This window comes from Vibrio diabolicus, assembly GCF_011801455.1.
Taxonomy (GTDB): domain Bacteria; phylum Pseudomonadota; class Gammaproteobacteria; order Enterobacterales; family Vibrionaceae; genus Vibrio; species Vibrio diabolicus.
Genome location: NZ_CP042451.1, coordinates 1,451,610 through 1,469,476, shown reverse-complemented (window position 1 = coordinate 1,469,476; position 17,867 = coordinate 1,451,610). Strand labels below are relative to the sequence as shown.

15 protein-coding genes are annotated in these 17,867 nt (G+C 44.2%); 10 read left to right on the top strand and 5 right to left on the bottom strand.

The window, feature by feature from the left end; all coding sequences use genetic code 11:
• Position 1: 1 nt before the first annotated feature.
• Positions 2–718, bottom strand: a complete 717-nt coding sequence (pgl, locus tag FR741_RS07255) for a 6-phosphogluconolactonase (RefSeq protein WP_005397368.1) — start codon at positions 716–718, stop codon at positions 2–4.
• A complete protein-coding gene (gene zwf, locus FR741_RS07250; RefSeq protein ID WP_167427096.1) occupies positions 715–2,217 on the bottom strand; it encodes a glucose-6-phosphate dehydrogenase in 1,503 nt (500 codons plus the stop codon). Before zwf ends, pgl begins: the two co-directional genes overlap by 4 nt.
• Positions 2,218–2,756: 539 nt before the next feature.
• Between zwf and FR741_RS07245 the strand changes: the two genes are divergently transcribed.
• Entirely contained in the window at positions 2,757–3,689 is a 933-nt protein-coding gene (locus FR741_RS07245; RefSeq protein WP_167426519.1) for an AraC family transcriptional regulator, read from the top strand.
• A 118-nt stretch (positions 3,690–3,807) separates the two neighbouring features.
• Positions 3,808–5,943: a TonB-dependent siderophore receptor gene (locus tag FR741_RS07240; protein ID WP_167426518.1), complete on the top strand. Its 2,136-nt coding sequence runs from the start codon at positions 3,808–3,810 to the stop codon at positions 5,941–5,943.
• 80 nt (positions 5,944–6,023) lie between these two features.
• On the opposite strand, the gene FR741_RS07235 is transcribed toward FR741_RS07240, so the two are convergent.
• Together FR741_RS07235 and FR741_RS07230 are read right to left on the bottom strand one after the other, a co-directional pair.
• Positions 6,024–6,710 (bottom strand): response regulator, encoded by a 687-nt coding sequence (locus tag FR741_RS07235; RefSeq protein ID WP_109170215.1) that lies wholly within the window; start codon positions 6,708–6,710, stop codon positions 6,024–6,026.
• Positions 6,707–8,326 (bottom strand): ATP-binding protein, encoded by a 1,620-nt coding sequence (locus FR741_RS07230; RefSeq protein ID WP_074191257.1) that lies wholly within the window; start codon positions 8,324–8,326, stop codon positions 6,707–6,709. The genes FR741_RS07235 and FR741_RS07230 overlap by 4 nt, the downstream gene beginning before the upstream one ends.
• A gap of 476 nt (positions 8,327–8,802) precedes the next feature.
• On the opposite strand from FR741_RS07230, the gene FR741_RS07225 reads away from it, so the two are divergent.
• The 7 genes from FR741_RS07225 (at position 8,803) to FR741_RS07195 (ending at position 16,203) form a co-directional block, all read left to right on the top strand.
• Positions 8,803–9,030 carry a hypothetical protein gene (locus FR741_RS07225; protein ID WP_005377125.1) on the top strand — a complete coding sequence of 76 codons (228 nt, stop codon included), beginning with the start codon at positions 8,803–8,805 and terminating at the stop codon, positions 9,028–9,030.
• Between the two features lie 130 nt (positions 9,031–9,160).
• Positions 9,161–10,576 (top strand): TolC family protein, encoded by a 1,416-nt coding sequence (locus FR741_RS07220; protein ID WP_167426517.1) that lies wholly within the window; start codon positions 9,161–9,163, stop codon positions 10,574–10,576.
• Positions 10,577–10,579: 3 nt separating this feature from the next.
• Entirely contained in the window at positions 10,580–11,560 is a 981-nt protein-coding gene (locus tag FR741_RS07215; protein ID WP_124008930.1) for an HlyD family secretion protein, read from the top strand.
• Positions 11,561–11,582: 22 nt separating this feature from the next.
• Positions 11,583–12,749, top strand: coding sequence for an ABC transporter permease (locus FR741_RS07210; RefSeq protein WP_167426516.1), 1,167 nt, complete (start codon positions 11,583–11,585; stop codon positions 12,747–12,749).
• A complete protein-coding gene (locus FR741_RS07205) occupies positions 12,746–13,897 on the top strand; it encodes an ABC transporter permease (protein ID WP_167426515.1) in 1,152 nt (383 codons plus the stop codon). The genes FR741_RS07210 and FR741_RS07205 overlap by 4 nt, the downstream gene beginning before the upstream one ends.
• A gap of 259 nt (positions 13,898–14,156) precedes the next feature.
• Complete coding sequence (locus tag FR741_RS07200) at positions 14,157–15,221, top strand: HlyD family secretion protein (RefSeq protein ID WP_046875202.1); 1,065 nt, start codon at positions 14,157–14,159, stop codon at positions 15,219–15,221.
• Positions 15,211–16,203 (top strand): DUF2955 domain-containing protein, encoded by a 993-nt coding sequence (locus FR741_RS07195; protein ID WP_167426514.1) that lies wholly within the window; start codon positions 15,211–15,213, stop codon positions 16,201–16,203. Before FR741_RS07200 ends, FR741_RS07195 begins: the two co-directional genes overlap by 11 nt.
• A 221-nt stretch (positions 16,204–16,424) precedes the next feature.
• Here the strand turns inward: FR741_RS07195 and FR741_RS07190 are convergent, their stop codons facing one another.
• Complete coding sequence (locus tag FR741_RS07190) at positions 16,425–17,342, bottom strand: LysR family transcriptional regulator (RefSeq protein ID WP_109170209.1); 918 nt, start codon at positions 17,340–17,342, stop codon at positions 16,425–16,427.
• A gap of 302 nt (positions 17,343–17,644) precedes the next feature.
• On the opposite strand from FR741_RS07190, the gene FR741_RS07185 reads away from it, so the two are divergent.
• The gene (locus tag FR741_RS07185) at positions 17,645–17,857 is read left to right on the top strand and encodes a DUF1656 domain-containing protein (protein ID WP_012841753.1); all 213 of its coding nucleotides are present in this window, start codon (positions 17,645–17,647) and stop codon (positions 17,855–17,857) included.
• The last annotated feature ends 10 nt before the right edge of the window (positions 17,858–17,867 follow it).

Genomic DNA, 17,867 nt, shown 5'->3' with positions numbered 1-17,867 from the left:
TTTAAGCAATTTTTGCTGCTGCGTCCAAATCTAAATACCATTCCGTCAGACCAGACTTCGCTTGAATCTTAGCCGCTGGGTATGGCAGTGCGTGTGCAGGTGAACTGTTGATCTCTTCAACGATGTCCGCTTTTCCTGCACCAAGCACTAAGTAACTGATGCGTTTTGCTGCTTCTAAGACGCGTGCCGTTTTTGACACACGAAGCTGGCCTGACTCAGGATGAGATGCCACAAGAGATAGATTCGCATCATCATAATTCGTTTGGCCAGGGAACAGAGAAGCTGTATGACCATCTGCACCAACACCTAATAAGATCCAGTCAAACACAGGGGTTCCGTTTTCAGTCGGAATCACCTCTGACATCTCTTTCGCAAAGCGTTCCGCTTCCACTTTAGGGTCATCTTCACCGCGAATACGGTGGATGTTTTCTGTTGGAATGTTTACTTGGCTAAACAGTAGCGCGTTCGCTTCTCCGTAGTTGCTTTCCGCATCGTCAGGTGCGACACAACGTTCGTCACCCCACCAGAAGTGGAGATTTTGCCACTGAATAGAGGTTGCGTAAGCCTCTGAAGCCAACAGTTTGAACAGCATTTTAGGAGTGCTGCCGCCAGAAAGAGAGATGTGAACAGGTCGGCCCATTTCGCTGAACGCTTTCATGTCGTTAGCTAGGCTTTCAACTACCTGCTCTGCTGTTTGGTAGATCTTATGGTTGATCATAGTTCACAGTAATCCGTATCTGTTAAGTTTTTACATGGGAAGCGCCAAGCGCGACCATCACGCTTTAGCAGGTCGTCTGACTCTTTAGGACCCCATGTGCCGCATGCGTACCCGAAGAGGGATTGTGGATCTTGTTTAAAGTCTAAAATTGGCTGTACGTACTGCCAACACGCTTCCACCGCATCACTACGTGCAAATAGCGTAGCATCACCATTCAATGCATCAAGTAGAAGACGCTCATACGCAGTTAGCATTTGCGTTTCTTGTAGGTCAGCATAATGGAAGTTCATTTTCACTTCTTTCGCTTCAAAACCTGCGCCTGGCTCTTTCAAGCCAAAGCTCATTTGAATGCCTTCGTCTGGCTGAATGCGAATGATCAGCTTGTTTTCTGGTGCGTTTTGACCAAACACTGGGTGCGGTGTTTGTTTAAAGTGGATAACCACTTCAGTCACGCGTGTTGGAAGACGCTTACCAGTACGCACGTAGAATGGCACGCCATTCCAACGCCAGTTGTTAATGTAGGCTTTCAAACCGATGTACGTTTCGGTACGAGAATCATCTGCAACCCCCGGCTCTTCACGGTAGCCACGTAGACTTTGTCCACGAACTTCAGAAGCGGTGTATTGACCTAATACTAGATCGTTACGCAGAGCGTTTTCGTCCAAAGGTTTTAAACACTGGAGTACTTTAACAACTTCATCACGCATCGAATCTGCATTGATCTGTGCTGGTGGCTCCATACCCACCATCGCCAATACTTGTAGCAGGTGGTTTTGGAACATATCGCGCACGGCACCCGAGTTGTCGTAGTAACCACCACGCTCCTCTACGCCGAGGAATTCTGCGCCCGTGATTTCAACATAATCAATGAAGTTACGGTTCCAAAGCGGCTCAAACATCGCGTTTGAAAAACGAAGTACAAGAAGGTTTTGTACCGTCTCTTTACCTAAGTAATGGTCAATTCGGTAAATTTGATGCTCTTGGAAGTGCTCGTGAATTTCTTTATCCAGAATACGCGCTGATTCAAGGTCATAACCGAATGGTTTCTCAATAATCAGGCGTTTCCAACCATCTTCTTCTTTGTTTAGGCCGTGTGCTGCAAGACTTGCAGGAATCACACTGTATAAACTTGGTGGGGTTGCTAAGTAGAAAAGTGTATTGCGCTGATCGAAACGATATTCGTCAGCAAGTTGGTCTAAACGAGAAGATAGCTTACTGTAATCTTGTGTGTCAGAAGTATTGATAGCTTGGTAGTGCAGATGGTTAATAAATGCATCAAGCGTTTCTGGCTCAGTCTTTTCCATTTCCTGAAGCGATTTTTTCAGCTTCGCGCGGTAAGACTCATCACTGTATTCAGTGCGACTTACACCCAGAATGGCAAAATTTTCTGGAAGCTGCTTGTTCGCATAGAGGTGGTATAAAGCAGGAATGAGCTTACGGTATGTAAGGTCACCTGAAGCACCAAAAATAACGATGCTGCTGTTTTCTGGTATTACCATCATCTTTCCCTTAAAAACGAGGTACTTATTGTGTGCCCGGATACGGCTAAAGGATGAGCCAACCCTATCAATGGCACCTCAAAATAGAAAATTGGTCTTACCTATTACGTTGATAGGTAAAGTCTATAGGCCCAAAGAACCTCAAGAAGTAGCACTCCCAAATCTGTTGGAAACACGACGTATTAAGGTCATTTAGGTCACTTATGTCTCAAAAGTACACACTGTACTCGCTGGAGGAGAGTCCGACACGGTGCAGTATTGTCTACGACTATTTGATTTACATCAACACTTGCCAGTGCAAACGTTTAAATAAGTTGCACAAAACATCATAAATATTTGTATTTTATGGATAAAAAAAGTTGCACTAACGTAAGACAAAAATTAAGCAAAAACTCTAATATGGACAATCCTTATCCATCCTTGCAATCCATTACAATTTTATTGTGATCTATGTGGCCTGAATTTTATCCTCTCACTCTATTGATAATGATACTCAATTAAAGATAATGAGGATACTATTAATGCGAAAGTAGAATGTCATGAAACCAAGCACAAAGAATCTGCACCCGATAAACCGAATACACTCTGTGCTTGATTACATTCACAACAATCTAGATATCGCACTTAGTGTGGATGAAATCTCGAAAGCAAGCTGCTGGTCACGTTGGCAACTGCAACGCGTTTTCCAGCAACACACTGGCGTATCCGTCGCTCACTATATTAGAGAGCTTAAACTAAGCCTTGCGGCTGAACGCTTAATCCATACATCAGATCGCTCGTTAGATATTGCGATAGAAATGGGGTTTGCTTCTGAACATGCATTCAGTCGAGCGTTCAAAAATATGTTTTCAAAAAGTCCTCGAGATTATCGTAAAGCTCAGCAACTAACGGGCTTGAGGCAACCTTTAACGTTGCGCGAGACACCAGAAGACGAAAGTAGACATAAGTGCTTTATCGAAGTTCGAATAGAAACAAAACCTGCTTTTGTGCTTGCTGGTTATCATGAACCTATTTATGGATTGTTTTCCGCAACGCCCAACTTCCAATCCAAAGTGCCCTCGCTGTGGTCACAGCTCTATTCATCTGAAAACCATACTCATCTGAAAAGAAACTATCTTGGTGTGATTGACGTAACAAAAGCGTATTCAAGCAACCAGCAACTCGAGTATTGGGCAGGTTATGAGTACAACTCAGCGTCAAGAACTTCAATATCCAAAGGCTCTACGCAAGAACCTAATCTTCTGGTTGTTCCTGAGCAAACCTACGCAGTAATTACGCACATAGGTAAAGCATCAAATCTAGCGGCGACGCTTGAGTGGTTCATTTTGCACTGGCTCCCCTATTCCAATTATCACGGTATTGATGGCTACGAGTTAGAAGTTTATCCAGAAGACTATGATGTTGAGAGCGAGAATGCCCAAATGCATTACTGGATACCTGTCAAACCGAACGAAGCCACGCCTATTAGATAGAAGCCTAAGCACTTAGGCTCTGGCTTTGCACCAAATTGTTAACTTTTCCTATTTCTTTCGCTATAGAATGCAAACAACAATCATTATCAACAAATAAAAAGTAGTGGAATTAATAAATATGGAAAGTCCGAATCGATTTCATCGTTCTGCGGTTGCAGTCGTGGTATCCGCGCTTATTGCTGGTCACGCCAGTGCCACTGAGAGCACTTCTCAGCACGAAACTATCACAGTACTTGGCGAAACATACCGAAACACCGCAACTAAAACCGTTTTAGAACCGGAAGAAACGCCGCAAGCGATCACGGTAATCACTAAAGATGACATGGACCTGCGCGGCGTAAACTCGGTGAGCGAAGCATTGCGTTACGCGCCTGGCGTAAATACAGAGCTGCGTGGCGGTGCCGTTTCCCGACTTGACCTATTCAATATTCGTGGTTTTATTAACTACACCAACTTTTATGATGGTCTTCCTTTGCTGTACAACGGCTGGAACCTTCAACCTCAGGTCGATTCCGTTGCCCTTGAACAAATCGAGGTTTTTAAAGGGCCAACGTCTGTTCTTTACGGCAATATTCCACCAGGAGGTATGGTCAATATTATCGCCAAGGCGCCTCAGTCAACACCTTCGCACTCTGTCTCGATTAGTACTGGGACTAACAGCCTAAAAGAACTGACGTTCGACACCACAGGACAAATTGGTGATTCTAATGTTGATTACCGTATTATCGGCCTAGCAAAACAGCGAGATGGTCAAGCCGATACGTCTGAAGACGAACGTTATGTCCTCGCTCCATCTTTCAATTGGCAAGCGACAGAAAGCACCTTAGTCAACGTGAATGTTTACTATCAAAATGATCCATCAGCAGGTATCTACACGACCGTGCCGGCGTCTGGCTCAGTGATTGACAACCCACTTGGCTCGATGTCACCAAGCACTTATTTGGGGGATGAGGACTGGAACACTTACGAACGCGAAGTTCTGATGATGGGTTACAAAGTCCAACACGACTTTAACAACAATTGGCAATTTCTACAGAATGCCCGCTACATGACCGCCGATGCCTATCAGGAAAACACATATAACGGTGCACTTGAAGCGGATAACCGTACCGTTGGTCGAAATGCTTATTTAACCGATGAAAAGTCCAAATCCTTTGTGATTGACAACCAACTATCTGGCTACGTTAAAACAGGAAATTTTGAACATAACTTATTGTTCGGGCTTGATTATCAGTATCTAGATTCGGATGTAAAATACAAAGATACGCTTGGGTATTCGCTAACTCAGGACATCTTTAATCCTGACCACAACAGCATTGATCGTAATGCACTGAATTTTCAATACAAACAAAACTTAGATATCAAAACGAAGCAAATTGGCGTTTATTTGCAAGATCAAGTTCGTTACGACCAACTTGTAATGATTGCGGGTCTTCGTTGGGATAAATACGATTCAAATACAGACGCCGTGAGCGATTACCTAGGAGCAATATCCAACAGCAAGGAAGAGTTAGACGATACCAACGTATCTTTCCGAGTCGGCGGTTTGTATGAACTCGACTTCGGCCTATCCCCATACCTTACTTACTCCGAGAGTTTTGAGCCGATTGCGGGTGCAGATGCCACAGGCAAAGCGTTTGAACCATCAACCGGGCATCAGTGGGAACTCGGTTTTAAGTACGCGCCATTGTCTGGCGATATTTCGGGTAATTTAGCGTTCTTCCATATTACGAAGAAAAACGCGATCTTGACCGATCCGAATAATCCATATGCACCGAACTATCAAGCGGGCGAAGTGGTATCACAGGGTGTTGAACTAGAGGCAAAGTGGCAAGCCACAGCACAAGCTGATTTCACTCTAGGCTACACGTATACCGATATGGAGATTACCGAGGACAGTTATTACAACCAAGAAGGTAAAACGCCAGTTTGGGTACCTGAGCAAACGGCCTCTTTATGGGCCAATTACTTCTTTGAAGGAAATCTTTCAGGCCTTCGTACCAGTGCTGGCGTTCGCTATGTCGGAGAAGCACAAATTGATGCTCAAAACAGCGAAAAAGTGCCTGACTACACCTTGTTTGATTTTGCAGCAAGTTACGATTTCTCAACAGTATCTGAATCAATGAAAGGGGCTAGCGTCACCCTTTCTGCAAGCAATCTATTCGATAAAGAATATTATTCTTGTTACGACAAAAATAACTGTTGGTTTGGCGCTGAGCGCTCTATTGAAGCGAAGTTAGAATACAACTTCTAGTCTCTTGCAATAATTTGTAAAGCGATGGTTTCTACAATAAGCCATCGCTTTTTATTTTGCATAGAGCATCAATATAAACGCTACCGCGTCACTTTTTTATAGCACCTTTCCGGCCTACCTACCGACCCATAGTTTAAATCAGCCTCTAGTTCACCAGTGCTGATCAGATACTCCAAATAGCGCCTTGCCGTTGTTCGGCTCGCACCAATCTTTTCGCCTGCCTCATCAGCGGTCAGCACACTACCATTTGGGAACAACTCTCTGATCTTATCCAAGGTTACACCATCAATCCCTTTCGGTAATCGGTTCGGCAAGTTGTCTTGATTGGCGTGAGACTGCAGCATTTTATCAACGAGGTTCTGATCCAAACTCTCTGCGATGTCTAGTTGTTGGCGTTGGGACACATACTTTTTCAGTGCGGCATCTAAGCGTGGAAACATCACTGGTTTTAACAGGTAATCGACAACGCCACCTCTCATTGCCTGTTGTAGCGTATCGACATCCCTTGCCGCGGTAATCAAAATGACATCACACGTTTGGTTGTTCGCACGTAATGTATTGAGTATCTCAAGCCCTGTTCCATCAGGAAGGTATACATCCATCAACAAGAGGTCTGGCTTAAGAATATCGAGTTGCATTTCCGCTTCTATTCTCGTGGTCGCAATGCCGACCACTTCCAAACCTGCCAATTGGCTCAAGTATTTGTGGTGCAGCTCAGCAATAGCCAGATCATCTTCAATGATCATTACGCGAGTCGCCATACTCATAATTGTTCTTCCTTGGGTAAATACACCGTTATTCTTGTTCCATAATTTGTGTTGGGCATCATCTCAACATGGCCGTGATATCGAGTAGCCAACTGGTTGACAAGATGCAAGCCTACCCCCCGATTTTGACGAGATTTCGTCGACACCCCTTTTTTAAATAGCGCCTGCGGCTCTATATCGCTTGGTAAACCACAGCCTTGATCTATCACCTCAAGTATCACTTCATTTCCGTAATCGCTCACTGACACATCGATATTTCTGCGCTCCGATGCGACATTCGATTCATCACGAATCGAGGTTAACGTTGCGTCGAAAGCGTTATCAATTAAGTTGCCCAGAATGGTGACAAGGTCTTCCGAATTTAGCCACTCAGGCAGAGGCTCCAAACGACTGCCTTCTTCAACCACCAGCTGTAAGCCTAACTCGCGAGCACGTTCAGTTTTTCCAAGCAACATACCAGCAATTAACGGGTCTTTAACGGTGTCTCTTAAAAATTCGATCATCGCTTGATAGTGTGCGGTTTCTTGCCCAATTAACTTTTGCACCGCATCCAGCTCACCCATCTGAACTAACCCGCTAATGGTGTTTAGCTTATTTCGATGCTCATGGGTTTGCGAACGTAATAAATCTGCATATTCTTTGGTTTGTGATAACTGCTCGGTTAGGTCGTTGATTTCATCCCTTAAACGGAAACTCGATACTGCCCCCACTATTTTTCCATCCACATAAATTGGCGAACGGTTTGCGATCAGACGTTTATGATTAAGGAATATCTCAATATCATGATCTTCCTGTCCGGTTTCTAGCACCGTATATAAGTCACTATCGCGTAACGTCTCAGTCAACGGTTTATTAAGAGCTGCCTCTCTATCAATACCGAGAATCTGACAGGCGCTACGATTGATCGAGCGAAGTATCCCTTGGGCATCAATACTTAACACGCCCTCTTTAATGGTACTCATCGTCACTTCTAATTCGCCGTACAACCGCCCTATCTCTTCAGGCTCGAACCCCAAAATGGCGCGCTGAAACTTTCTCGACGCATAATTGGATACAATGGCATTAGCGACAACAACTACGATGACCATGAAGATCAAAAAGGCCAAAAATGGCTCGATGCGGTCTTGCAGCCGGTCGAGCAAATAGCCAACCGAAACCACACCAATGATGTTCCCTTGCTCGTCAAAAATCGCAGCTTTACCACGAACTGAATAACCTAACGAGCCCTGTGCCGTCGAAACATAAGACAATCCCTGCTCTAGCGCTCGACGATTGTCGCCACCTCTCATTGGTTTACCCAATCGCTCATCAACGGGGTGAATTAATCGCACTCCCTCATGGTCGCCAATAACGATGAATGCAGCACCGATGGCTTCGGTTAATTCTCGGAAACGAAGTTGGTATGGCTGAGGATTTTGGGCAGCGACCATTTCGCGAACAACGGCGGAGTCTGCTAAAAAACGGGCAACACCCAGTGCTTTTTCTCCCATTTCTTGCTCTTGATTGATTTTGAGATAAGTGAATCCTGCAGCGACAAGCAATAGAAGCTCTATCAACCCCGACAGCGTCATAATAATGAGCATTCGCTTACGAAAGCTGATCGTTTTCCAACTCATTGATACATCCTTATGATTCACTCCCAAGCGATCACGTTAACACTCAGTTAACAGCATGGCTTTGTTGCGGTGATAAATCTGTGAGGAAGGCAAGCAAACCGCAGAGTTTACGGTTAATTAATCGACGAGCTGAAACATAAAATTACAACCATTCACCAAATTCAGCATTCCTCTCTGATACTCAATTCCATACATAAATTGCCCTTTAAAACATGATCGTGATCACATCGATTTTAGCGGTTTTTGAGGCGTTTTTAGACTTTCCAACGTATAATTTTTAATCAACGAAACCATTGAGAGTTTCGGTTAGAAAGCAGTGAAGCTGGAAGTCTATTAAAAGCTCAACATTGATGTCAGTGATTTGGAAAAAATAAAACAAAACACAAATACTGACTATATGACAAACACTTAGACACCATCTGAAAACTGGAAAACTATAAACAGAGGTGCATTTATAGTTAGAAGGAACACCAAACATGGAACGCGATACCTTTGGAATATGCCTGAATAAGGCCATGCTGTCAGAGAATATGTATTCAACATTTACACACGTCAGGGCTTATGAAAAAAACGGAGGCGGTACTTCTGATCTCAAGGTCCTGTTATCGTTCCCTCAAATGAGTGGAAAAGACCTATTGAATACGATGCGAGGTTCTCGTCAGCTTGAGTGGAGAGCAGAGTTTCACTGTCCATATACGAAGTAAACTTGTAACATCTCCCGCGCCCAGCACAAACATAACTGGGCGCATACTACTATCCAATTTCCCCTCCTACTTAACACCAAGTTACGAATCCTTTATATTAGAGCTTATACTCTACGACAAAGCAGCCATTATGAAAAAAACAGGAAAGTTTTGGATACTGGGCTTACTTAGCAGCTCGATTTCCCTTGCCTGTCATGCGGCACCGATCACTTTTGATACCGCATGGCAGCTATTGCTAGAAAACAACTATTCTCTTAAAGCTCAACGCTCAAACGTCGAGAATTACCAATACCAAGAGAGTGCCACCAGCAATCTCAACTTACCTCAGGTTACCATTGGCGCGAATTACACGCGTTTAGATACCGATATCACGCTGTCAGGAAAACAGATCCTAGACAGCACAGGAGCACACATTAACGTACCTCCTGCTTTTCAACCTATTTTTGGTGCCTTAGCTAATACTACTTCGACCATAACCGAGCGCGATATTTTCTCTTCGTCTATTCGTGCCATTTGGCCAATTTTTACTGGTGGTCGTATTTCTGCGGCTCAATCAGCAGCAGAAGGCAAAACAGATGAGGCGAAAAGCCAGCTTCTAATGGAACAACAAGCGCGCTTTGAAGATTTGTCGAAGTACTACTTTTCTGTCGTGCTGGCAAAGGAAGTACTCGCAACGCGGCAAGCGGTTGAAGCTGGACTAAAAAAGCATAGAGATTTTGCCATTAAGCTTGAAGAGCAAGGACAAATCGCACACGTTGAGCGCCTGCAAGCCGAGGCTTCTCTAGATAAAGCATCAGTAGAAACACGTAAAGCCGCCAGCGATTTGAGTATTGCTCAAGCAGCATTAGGTAAATTACTTGCGCAAGATGACGCCGTAGAGCCCGCTGAATCTTTGTTTATCAACGACAGTCTTCCCCCTCTAACCGCTTTTGTCGATCAAACGTTGCTTACCTATCCGGGGTTAGACCTTCTGAGCGCTAAACACAAACAAGCCTCTAGCTTAATCAAAGCAGAAAAAGGGAAATACTATCCTGAAGTTTACCTTTACGGAGACTACAGCTTGTATGAAGACGACTCTCTCGCAAGCCAAATGAAGCCTGACTGGTTAGTTGGTGTCGGTGTGAGCATTCCACTGATTGAATCATCAGGGCGAAGCGAAAAAGTCAAAGCAGCTCAAAGTGTCGTCTCACAGGTCGACTCATTAAAATCCCAAGCCAAACAAGATTTATCGCTGCTAGTACAAAAGACATACTTGGAGGCTAAGCAAGCCATTGATGAAGTACAAGGGCTCGAATCTAGCATTGAACTTGCTAACGAAAACCTGCGCTTGCGTGAAAAAGCATTTACTCAGGGTCTGTCTTCTTCTCTGGATGTTGTGGATGCGCAGCTTTATGTCGCGAGTATAGAAACACAACGTTCAGCGGCACGTTTCCGCTATTTAATATCTTTAACCAAGCTACTCGCATTGAGCAGTGAAATGAACAGCTTCGAACAATATCAAAATACCGCTTATATCCCTGCTTCAACATCCAAAGAGGTGAAATAAATCATGGCAGCTAAATCACTAAAACCCGTTTTACTCTCACTTTGTGCTTTGGGTGTTGCCTCTTGGGTTGGCTATCAATTTTACCAAGCCTATCAGCCAGAACCGATCCGCTTACAGGGATTAATTGAAGCCCAGCAATACAGCATTTCCTCAAAAGTTCCAGGGCGTATTGATGAGGTCATGGTCCGTAAAGGCGACGATGTAGAGAAAGGTCAGCTTATTTTTACACTTCATAGTCCTGAAATTGAAGCGAAGCTAGAACAAGCAAAAGCAGGTGAAAAAGCGGCGGACGCCTTAGCTCAAGAAGCTGAAAAAGGCGCACGTGAGCAACAAATCCAAGCAGCAAAAGATCAGTGGATGAAAGCTAAAGCCGCCGCGAATTTAATGGAAAAAACCTACAATCGTGTGAATAACCTCTATAACGATGGCGTGGTTGCAGAACAAAAGCGCGATGAAGCTTTAACGCAATGGCAAGCAGCGAAATACACCGAAAGTGCCGCGTTTCAAATGTACGAAATGGCAAAAGAAGGCGCGAGAAGTGAAACCAAAGTGGCAGCGGCGGAAAAAGCGCGCATGGCATCAGGTGCCGTAGCCGAAGTAGAAGCGTATGCGAAAGATACTCAGATCTACAGCTGGTTTGACGGCGAAGTCTCTCAAGTTCTACTTCAAAGTGGTGAATTAGCACCTCAGGGCTTCCCGGTTGTTACTGTGATAGATACAGAAGATGCCTGGGCGACAATTAATGTGCGTGAAGATTACCTTCAACACTTTAAAAAAGGAGCAACCTTTGATGCCTATTTGCCTGCCTTAAATAAAAATGTTGAGTTCAAAGTAACGCATGTTGCCGTTATGGGTGACTTTGCAACGTGGAGAGCAACCGATGCTTCTCAAGGTTTTGATCTTCGTACCTTTGAAGTAGAAGCTCGTCCAGCTCAACCCGAACCTGAACTGCGTATGGGAATGAGTGTTGTCGTTGAACTTTAATCACAACCACTAGGTTAATGCTATGACGATTAAGATTTCACAGCGGCATATCTTACGACGAGACAAGTGGTTACTTTCGTGCCTTACTTGGATACCTATTTTGCTCGCGATGATGATTTGGGGAGTGTTCTCTGCGGGCATTGCCCGGGATCTGCCAATCGGTGTGGTTGATCTACAACATTCCCAACTTTCTCGAAAGCTCATTCAATCTTTGGATGCGTCGTCGAGTCTGGCTGTTAACTATCACTACACCAGTGCAAGCGAAGCAAAAAATGCGATGATTGAAGGCGATATCTACGCTTACGCGGTCATCCCATCTAAGTTCGATCAGGATATTCTCCAACACCGCCAACCTCAACTTTCTGTCTTTTACAACAGTCAGTACATTTTGGTAGCGAAATTGATCAACTCTGCCGTTGCGCAAGCACAAGGCTATTTCGACGCTCAGGTTGAAGTAATGAGCAACTTGGCTAAGGGTAACACCACAACGTTAGCAGCGGCTGGTCAAGCTGTACCCGTGTCGACACAAATAACCGCATTATTTAACCGTAACAATAACTACGCACAATTTTTGGTAACGGCTATCGTGCCAGCCATTTGGCAAATATGTATTGTAGTAAGCACTATCTTGATTCTTACCGCGCACTTTCGCATTTATGGTGGAAAGAATGGCTTTGCGTTTTTGGGCGAAAAGCCATACGCCAGGCTCACTTCCCTATTAAGTCAGTACATTCCGGTCTTTATGGCACAAGGTGCGTTGTTCTTGTATTGGTTTTATTCCGTGCTTGATTGGCCAATGGAAGGCAGTTTTGTGGTTATGCTACTAGCACAATTGGCGACGGTTATCGCCTGTATCATTATGGGATCGTTGTTCTTCTTCTTGTCGATGGATCCTGCACGTGCGATGAGTTTTGCTGGCGCGTTTACGGCTCCAAGCTTCGCGTTCATGGGAATTACATTCCCAGTTTCTGACATGAACACGCTCGCTTATGCATGGCGTTCATTATTGCCGATTACCCATTACATTGAAGTACAAGTGAGTCAAGCAAGCTATGGAACATCGGCCGCACAATCTTTAAGCTCGCTATGGCCTATGATTGGCTACGTTGTGCCCCTGATCATTACCGCAGCCTTGATGGGTAAACATCGAACAGCTTCATCAACACGCCAAGCGAAGGAGGCGGTATGACATTGTGGCAACTGATTAAAGCGGAACTTAAGGCCGTTCTAACCAATCCAGTCGTTACGTTGACCGTGTTTGGTGGTGTCGTATTTTACTCGTTTTTATACCCTTTGCCTTATGCACAACAAACGCCTCGTGAACAACCAATCGCGATTGTTAATTTAGATGGTAGTCAGACGAGTTTAAAGCTGGAACGTATGGTTGATGCCACTCCACAAGTCAACGTAGTTACTCGACTTCATACGATTGCCGATGCAAAACAAGCATTTTTACAACGAGAGATCACCGGTTTTTTAGTCATACCAGAACACTTTTACAAAGACCTAATGCTAGGTAAAAGCCCGACTCTAGCCTACGCTGCGGACGCCTCGTATTTTCTCGTGTACGGAACCGTGGTAGAGGGGTTGGCCCAAGCGGGAGGCACATTAGGGGCCCAAGTGAAAGTCAGTAAAATGGTGATAGATGGTGTGCCCATGAGTGTGGCTAGCCATAATTACTCTGCTATTAAGCTTAATATGAAACCGACGTTCAACCCAACCATGGGTTACATCGAATACGTAGTGCCAGCAGTATTTGTTCTGATTTTACAACAAACGTTGATCATGGCGGTTGGATTACAAACGGGAACACAGCGTCATGGTCGTGGCTACTGGTCTCAAGTATCAACGGGAGCGCTGCTGCTTGTGAGAACGTTAGTATTTGTGGCAATTTATTATTTACTCGGCGCCTATTATTTTGGTTTTAGCTTCGAACGTTTAAGCGTAAACCATATCGCCAACGCGGGCGAACTACTGACCATGTTGTTCCCGTTCTTTTTAGGTTGTTGCGGACTAGGCTTCTGGCTAGGTTACTTACTACCTAGGCGTGAACTGGTCACCTTAGTCGTCCTCGTGAGCTCTATGCCGCTCATTTTCTTGGCTGGTTTTATTTGGCCAGTTGAAGCTATTCCTGCTCCCCTACTATGGACTGCTGATTTAAGCCCAAGTACTTGGGCGATCAAAGCTTTCTTAGCGCTAAACCAAATGGGGGCAACCTGGCAACAAGTCGCTCCACATTGGACGGCACTTTGGGCACTCACCGTGCTTTGGGGTAGCGTTGCGTACTGGATTGCTAAGCGCAATAACAAGCCAGTTGTAACAGAAAGTCTAAGTTGATTTCTCTCTACAGCTCAAAGATATAATCACAAATCAAAAACCTGATGGACGATCTGAGGGGCGAAGTATCGCCCCTTTTTTATTGGCGACGTTAGCCAACGTGATTGGAAAGTTCGTTTAGCATGCTTCAGCCTCTCTAAATGGCACCTTCGGAACGATCCCATGACCTTATCGACAAATAGTTGATTTTTTGGAAGCATTGTTTATGTCACATGTTGTAACATTGCTTACCTAACGTATTGTAACAAGAGAGAATTGGATGTCTAAAGCGGAATCATCTTCCAGAAAGTTAAGCTTTATTATTATTGGCCTCGTTTTTGTGGTTTGGCTATATAGCTTGTGGGCTGATCGAGTAACACCAATCACTGGCACCGCTCGGATTCATTCTTATCTTGTCCGTATTACTCCAGAGGTTTCGGGGAACCTAACTGAAATCCATGTTCGTAATAATCAAGTCGTTAATGCTGGTGATGTGCTTTTCGAAATTGATCCAAGAGATTATCAAATTAATCTGCGTTCAGCCGAAGCAAACTTAGCCATTGCTGGCCAAAACATTGGAGCCAACACAGCGGCTGTTGAAGTGGCACAAGCTAAGGTCATTGAATCACTCGCAGCTCGTGACAACGCAAGAGAACAAGCAGCTCGCGTAACCGAGCTTGCCGCAAAAGGGGTATTGAGTAAATCTGAGCTAGACAACGCCATCGAAGCCAAAGCACGAGCTCAAGCCACATTAGAGGCAGCAGAAGCGTCCTTAGCTCAAGCCAAGCATAATCTTGGTCCCGAAGGGCAAGATAATCCCCAGATTCTCGCAGCTATAGCAAATCTAGAAAAAGCGCAACTCGACTTACAACGAACGAAAGTGATTGCTCCATCAAAGGGGATCGTTTCTAACTTACAACTCACTGTTGGGCAAAAAGCGACGACTGGCTCACCTCTTGTCACTTTCATTGATCCGAGAGGCGTGTGGGTATCAGCGCTTGTTCGCGAAAACTCACTCGAGCATGTTCGTGCGGGACAAAAAACAAAGATTGTGTTGGATGCTTTACCTGGCAGAGTGTTTGAAGGGCGAGTAGAAAGCATTGGTTGGGGTACTGGTGGCAGTAACGACGTCGATCCGACAACTGGCTTTTTGGTTGCAGACAATAATTCCTTAAACGCACAGCGCTATCCTGTAAATATTGTTTTTGAAGGCGGAGATATTCCCGAAAACGTACGTTATGGTTCGAAAGCAACGGTCGCTTTTTTAACTGAGCAAAGCACCTTTGGAGAGTGGCTGGCCTCTTTCTGGATGAGAGTGTTGAGTATCTGGACTTATGTTTCATAGTTCAGCAAACCCAATCATTAGATTGGTTTTCACTCCGATTCTTTTACTGTTTTACTTACAGTATTCAGGTGCACCTACTCCCCTTATCGCGCCAATATTCGTTGTGATTTTTCTAACACTGATGCCATCTAAACCCCCGTTCAACATGATGTTGAAATTGCTGGTAATACTCTCACTTCTCAGCTTTGGCATCGTAACTTTAGCAGGAGCGCTCATGAGCTCTCCTAGTGGCTTCTTACTGTTTACTTGGTCACTTCTCTGTTGGAGTTATTACCGAAGTCATCGCGATCCCAAAGACATCGTTTCGACACTCACTTTGATTGTTGTATTGATTATCGTGGTCACAAGCCAACAAATGGGGTTGTCGCTTGAGGGGTTGCCATGGGTCTTATTTACTAGCTTCATTGTTGCGTTGGTTGCCACATATATTAGCTTTTGGTTATTCCCTGGGGACGAAAAAGATATACAACCAGACCAAACCACTCTTGATGGTGCAAACGAACATATCGGGCTTATCGTCTTTAAAGCAACCGCATTGTGTGTTGTTTTGTACGCGCTAATATCATCTGGAAGCTCTCAAACGCTATTGATCGCAATAACATTTGGCAGCATGATTAAGCACCCAGTTAATCAAGACAGTCATTCCTTTGGGCGGTATCGAATTATCACTACAAGCCTAGGGATCTTGTTTACTATTCCATGCATGCTTGCAGTAGCCACAGGTGCACCTACTTACGTTGTACTTGGCGTTACCATCTTTTGTGGCCTGCAACTAGCGTGTTTTGCAATACGTCGACAGACACACTTAACCATCTATCAATTGCTTTTTACTAACTTCACTGTGCTGACTTACCAGATTATTAACAATACGGGCATCGAATCATTTTCTGCTCAAATGACTCGATTCGTCTCTATTTCTATCGCTATAGTTCTAGGGGTACTGGTTCTCAATTTATTTAGATCAGAGCAAGAGGTGAAATAACTGCAGCCTCTCTTTCTTAAACTAACAGCGGCTGAGCGATATGAGCTTTCTCATTGAACGAAGCTTGAATAAATAAAAAAAGCATCGATCTTATACTCACATACAGAGGATTACTCCCTCCCAATAACCATTAACGTCCAATCAGAAGAAAAGAATTTTTCAAGTAAAAAAACAAGACTCGAATTGAGTCTTGTTTATAAATGTGGTCTGGATGAATACGGTTATGGCGTCGCTTTAAAATCGCGGATTAGCTTCTCCCGATACGCCGTAACAACCCTCATGATAGAGTCTTTTACATCCCCTATTTGCTTAGAGGGTTGACACCAAAGGCCAAAACCAAACTTAAAGCCTTCTAGTAATTCACAGACTTCAACGGGCTCTATATCATTATTAGAAAATTCCGAATGAGCCAGCGTTCTAGGAAGAACTGCCCACCCTAGCCCTGCTTCAACCATTTTTACAACAAGAGCCAACTGATCGACTTCTTCATGATTCGAACTGACGATAACTTTTTCACCCATTCCTTCTTCAATGAAAGATCGCAACACAAATTGCTTGCTATTCCTCAACGCAGTTAACACTCGGTCGGGTGCCATAGAAGCCAGTTCACCACCTTTCTGGACAAAGGGAACAAATTCGAAGTGACCTAAAAACGTCGAGTCTAGACTGTGTATTGCACGGCTATCATGCACATTGACAATACCGAACTGGTACTCACCAGTCGCTAAACCTTCTTTGATCTCGTTACGGTTACGAACAAAAAAGTTAACTCGCATCATCGGAAAATCTGCCGCTAATTGAACACGAAGTAACACCAGCAAACGATGTGGGATGGCACTAGAATAGGCAATGCTGACACTCTCTAAGCCACCATGAGCAAGGCTCAATGCAACTTTGTCGAACGTACGGGCTTGTTCAATTGTTTGCTTTGCATAGTGGTAAAGAAGGCGAGCATCTTCAGTGGGTTCTACGGAACGGCCAACCCGATTAAACAAGCTCACAGCAAGTAAATCTTCTAAATTCGTAATAACCTGCCCGATGGTTGTTCTGTGCTTATTCAATTTTACAGCAGCCTTGCTAAACGAAAGCTCCTCGTAAACAGCAACGAATGCCAATAGTTGTTCAAGACTAAAATTCATAGGTTTTCTTATATCTTAGGGCTACATGGCTAAACTATCACAAGTTATTGAGAATGCTAGCTCGGAAGAGCGACTGTTGACCCGAGGCTTTTATCTTCATCATTAGATACGTAGTTATTCCGCACGTAAATGCGAAAACTTATCGCACTCACACTCCCCTTAAAGCACGTTCGACATTAGACGTAACTCATTACGAACTCTCTAAAAAAATACATTGATGGATTTGATCCTACAAAAGCGATTATTACATTTGTAGGATTTCTCTTATCTTTGCATTCATCAAATAAATAGAGAAAAGCACTATGAACTCAATGCCACATGAGCTTGTGTGGGGTGAAGTTTACTTCCCACCCTTGTTGCTGGTTATTGCATTGGCTTACATTCTCACCATTTTGGTTGGAACCGTTGCAACAAAATTAGGGGTACACAAATACGTTGCGTTTCCAGCACTTGCTGAGCTGAGCCTAATTGTGATTTTTACTGGCGTTATTGGTCGATTCATAACCATCTTTTGAGGCAAATTCC

Bases quoted from the DNA above. Each gene is read 5' to 3' on its own strand.
- FR741_RS07210 (WP_167426516.1), top strand. From the start codon at position 11,583: ATGACGATTAAGATTTCACAGCGGCATATCTTACGACGAGACAAGTGG.
- FR741_RS07225 (WP_005377125.1), top strand. From the start codon at position 8,803: ATGGAACGCGATACCTTTGGAATATGCCTGAATAAGGCCATGCTGTCA.
- FR741_RS07215 (WP_124008930.1), top strand. From the start codon at position 10,580: ATGGCAGCTAAATCACTAAAACCCGTTTTACTCTCACTTTGTGCTTTG.
- zwf (WP_167427096.1), bottom strand. From the start codon at position 2,217: ATGGTAATACCAGAAAACAGCAGCATCGTTATTTTTGGTGCTTCAGGT.
- pgl (WP_005397368.1), bottom strand. From the start codon at position 718: ATGATCAACCATAAGATCTACCAAACAGCAGAGCAGGTAGTTGAAAGC.
- FR741_RS07200 (WP_046875202.1), top strand. From the start codon at position 14,157: ATGTCTAAAGCGGAATCATCTTCCAGAAAGTTAAGCTTTATTATTATT.
- FR741_RS07195 (WP_167426514.1), top strand. From the start codon at position 15,211: ATGTTTCATAGTTCAGCAAACCCAATCATTAGATTGGTTTTCACTCCG.
- FR741_RS07190 (WP_109170209.1), bottom strand. From the start codon at position 17,342: ATGAATTTTAGTCTTGAACAACTATTGGCATTCGTTGCTGTTTACGAG.
- FR741_RS07205 (WP_167426515.1), top strand. From the start codon at position 12,746: ATGACATTGTGGCAACTGATTAAAGCGGAACTTAAGGCCGTTCTAACC.
- FR741_RS07245 (WP_167426519.1), top strand. From the start codon at position 2,757: ATGAAACCAAGCACAAAGAATCTGCACCCGATAAACCGAATACACTCT.
- FR741_RS07185 (WP_012841753.1), top strand. From the start codon at position 17,645: ATGAACTCAATGCCACATGAGCTTGTGTGGGGTGAAGTTTACTTCCCA.
- FR741_RS07240 (WP_167426518.1), top strand. From the start codon at position 3,808: ATGGAAAGTCCGAATCGATTTCATCGTTCTGCGGTTGCAGTCGTGGTA.
- FR741_RS07230 (WP_074191257.1), bottom strand. From the start codon at position 8,326: ATGAGTTGGAAAACGATCAGCTTTCGTAAGCGAATGCTCATTATTATG.
- FR741_RS07235 (WP_109170215.1), bottom strand. From the start codon at position 6,710: ATGAGTATGGCGACTCGCGTAATGATCATTGAAGATGATCTGGCTATT.
- FR741_RS07220 (WP_167426517.1), top strand. From the start codon at position 9,161: ATGAAAAAAACAGGAAAGTTTTGGATACTGGGCTTACTTAGCAGCTCG.